Origin of the sequence: Belnapia moabensis DSM 16746, from assembly GCF_000745835.1 — a bacterium.
Taxonomy (GTDB): domain Bacteria; phylum Pseudomonadota; class Alphaproteobacteria; order Acetobacterales; family Acetobacteraceae; genus Belnapia; species Belnapia moabensis.
The window spans coordinates 1-3,141 of sequence record NZ_JQKB01000212.1; the positions used below are offsets into that span (position 1 = coordinate 1).

The window sequence follows — 3,141 nt, forward strand, 5'->3', positions numbered from 1 at the left end:
AGTCGGCCAAGCCGCGACGGACACTGCCCTCTGCAGAACCTATGTCGGCTGTTCGTGCTCTCTTCCCCGAACGCGGACATTCCGCTTTCGGCCAAACTTTGTCATCGAGCAAGAGTGCAGCGCGAATGCATTTACGCCTGCCTATCAGGCTAAAGCGGACGCAAATGTGGTTTCACCCCTTACGGTCAGTCAAGACCAAGGCGGCCTGAGGCTCAGCTAGGCTCGACCGCCTCGCGCTGCCCACCGCGGCTAGCGTGTGGCGCCGGGACGCCTCGCCGCACCGACGCCGTGTGGGACATCACTCAACGCCCATCACGAGGCCCTCGATGTCGTGCTTCTGGACGACGGGAACGAGCTCATCGACGATCCGGCAGACGAGGTGGTCGCGCACGGACTGCGGCAGGGCGTCGTGGTAGTCCGGCGTCACCATCATGTCGTGCAAGGCGGCATGGCCGGCGCCGGGGGCGTCGACGCCGAGTACCAGCACCGGGCGGGCGATCGGCGAAGGATGTGCTGTGCCGCGGTGGATCGTGACCGCTGAACGGCAGGAGATGTCACCCATCCGCGGGTACTTGCGTACGCCCTGGTCGGCGAACCGCGGCCAGATTTCCGCTGGTGGGAACATCTCGTGCTTCCACCCGCGCCCATCCAGCCACTGCGTGCCGGGCGCGACCTCGAAGGGACCCATGTCTGGGGTTACGTCGACACCGGTAAGGTTGAAAGCAAGCGAGGTGAGGCGGCGCTGGTCGCCCCAGGTTTCGGGAGGCGAGGGGAAGTCGCGGTGCCAGGGCTGGTTGCGGGCACCCTGGACGGGGACGTCGAAGCCGACCTCGACGATCTCGTACTTCGGGCCGAGCACCGCCTTGCACAGGCTCACGACCCATGGGTGCGTCACGAGGTCGACGAAGCCACGCAGATCCTGCGGATGAATCTCGACATACCAGCGTCGGGGGCCGCGCCCGACGGCACCGCCGGGGCGCTGCATCGCCGCCCAGAACGCGGTCATCATGTCCTCACGCATCTGCTCCGCCCAGTTGCGGGAGAAGGCGCCTTGCAGGCCGGTGATGCCGTCCCGATAAAGGCCATCGACGTGGCCGGTGATGTCGTGGGTCCGGAGGCTCTCGTCTGCGGTCTGTTGCGACTGGATCGTCATGGCAAGCTCCTGCGGCAACTATGCGCTGTTCTCGTGGTAGGCCGGATCTGCCGGTGGGTGTCCCGCTCAGACGGCGGGCGCCAATTGCCCGGCGGGGGCCGCTCTCACGGACCACCGTGCGACGAAGGCAAGGGCGTCTCGGACGCGGGCGAAGTAGAGCTCGGCGTAGTCCTCGTCGCGCAGCATGACACTCCAGCGGGTGCCGCCAGCGCCGAGATGGTCGAAGCACCAGCGGAAGCAGGCGGGCAGGCGACGCGGACGCTCGTGGCGGCCGATGCCGAGGCGAGCAAAGGCAGTGTCGGGGATGACAACTCTGGCTGCGAAGACTTCTGAAACAGAGCCATCGGGTAGCAACTGGCCGCCGAACACGCTGGTCTCTACCACCATTGCGCTATTCCTCGCGTTTCCGTGAGGCTGGTATACCGCCTCCGGCTATCGCTCGAGAAGTCGTGAACTTCTGCGCCGAAAATCTACTAGGGATTATGGTCTCAGCGTTCGGTGATCGGCCGCTTGGTGGCAGCACACAACCGCCCTCGGCGGCGCACCGCGATGCCGTCGCGGCCTTGTCGGATGGCCCGTGCGGCCGCCCTCGGTGGCGCGAGGATGGCTCAGGATGGCTGCATTGGCGATAGAGGCCCCGGCCACCTCGCCCCGGGTAGGCCGACACCGCATCGAGGGCTGTTCGTGCGGCGTCTGGCAGCCTTACGGAGCACAGGAGCAGCGCGGACGCGCAGAGCAGGAGACTTGTTGCCTGCGCCCGAGCGGGACCCGCTTCCTATGCGCCGCAGGCCTGCTTGAGCGCATTTCGTTGCCCGCCCCAGCCTACCGGAAATGGCTCGAGCAGCCACGGCAATCCGACTCCCGCCGGCTGCCGCCCATTCAAGATCGCCTCTACCGTGTCTGGCGCCAGCAGCGTCAGCCGTAGCAGCGTCCCAAGAAAGCCGCGCTCGATCCGCTCCGCCGCCATCTCGCTAATCGAGGCGTACCGCCCCTCGTCCAGCAGCTGCTGGTACCGGAACGCCCGGGCCTGCGCCTTCACCAGCGCCAGTACGCTCGAAAAAAGGGCAGTCTCGGTACTGTTCCGTAGCAACATTGCCAGCGTCTTCCGCGCGCCCATTGGCCGCTATCGCCCGGCTCTCTGGCTGTCCGCGAGGCCCTTACCCATAAGCAGGCCGAGCTCCCCGGGGCGGTCGCTATACTCTCGCATCGTCCGGTAGGGCACCGCGGTGATCTCTGCGATGACATTCAGCTTGCCGGCCACCTCGAGCGCGCTGAACTTCCCGGCCCCGGGCCGTCGTTCGTAAAGCGCCGCGACCGCCTGGACCGTGCGTACGGGGACGATGCCGAGCACCCGAGCATGCTCCGGCGTGATGTCGACAGCAGTCAGGGTGCGGTTCGGCATGACGTACCGCGCCTGCCGAGCAGCCGAGCCACCGTCCTTTGGTCCCGCGCCGGGCATCTTCGCGCCGGCCGGCGGAGCCGTAGTCAACTCGCTCGCCCGGAAATCTAGTTCAGCGCCGTTGTCCTGCTCGATGAAGACATGGTCGCCTTCGCACTCCAGCACCTTGCCGCTGCGCTGGCCGTCGCGGTGCCAGACTCTCTGCCCGACTGAAAACATGCTCTCATCCTCCTTAAAGGCTCGAGGGCGAACCGCCGCGTCAGTTGTTTGTATGGCATGCCCGGCGTCCCCAGGCGAAGCGAAGCGGGCGTAGGCGCGGATCTGCTCCACGCCTTCGGGTCGGATCTTCAACGCCCTGGCCATTGTCGTCGCTGCGGCCGGACGCGCTAGGTGAGCTGGCCAGGCAGCGCCCATCCGACTGACCCGGTCGGGTCGTCAGGGAGCGGCCGCTTCCTGCACTCTGCAGTCAATCGATACCGCAGCGGGCTGGGCTTATACCAAGTCTCCGAGAGCATGACTCTCTGGGGATTCCCAGACTGACGGCGCTCTGATTCAACGTGGCGAGCAGAGGAGCTTCGCCATGCCCATC

Annotated in this window: 4 protein-coding genes; all 4 read right to left on the reverse strand. The window is 66.4% G+C overall.

The features are described 5' to 3' along the window. Positions 1-298 precede the first annotated feature (298 nt). The 4 genes from EP26_RS30225 to EP26_RS35910 all read right to left on the reverse strand — a co-directional run bounded on the left by EP26_RS30225 (position 299) and on the right by EP26_RS35910 (position 2,771). Positions 299-1,153: a phytanoyl-CoA dioxygenase family protein gene (locus tag EP26_RS30225; protein WP_052389889.1), complete on the reverse strand. Its 855-nt coding sequence runs from the start codon at positions 1,151-1,153 to the stop codon at positions 299-301. A 66-nt stretch (positions 1,154-1,219) separates the two neighbouring features. Further along, a complete protein-coding gene (locus tag EP26_RS30230; RefSeq protein ID WP_043345076.1) occupies positions 1,220-1,540 on the reverse strand; it encodes a hypothetical protein in 321 nt (106 codons plus the stop codon). A gap of 388 nt (positions 1,541-1,928) precedes the next feature. Next, on the reverse strand, positions 1,929-2,270 hold the full coding sequence (locus EP26_RS30235; RefSeq protein ID WP_245624573.1) for a hypothetical protein: 342 nt from the start codon (positions 2,268-2,270) through the stop codon (positions 1,929-1,931). A gap of 6 nt (positions 2,271-2,276) precedes the next feature. Then, positions 2,277-2,771 carry a hypothetical protein gene (locus tag EP26_RS35910; RefSeq protein ID WP_157033962.1) on the reverse strand — a complete coding sequence of 165 codons (495 nt, stop codon included), beginning with the start codon at positions 2,769-2,771 and terminating at the stop codon, positions 2,277-2,279. Positions 2,772-3,141 lie beyond the last annotated feature (370 nt).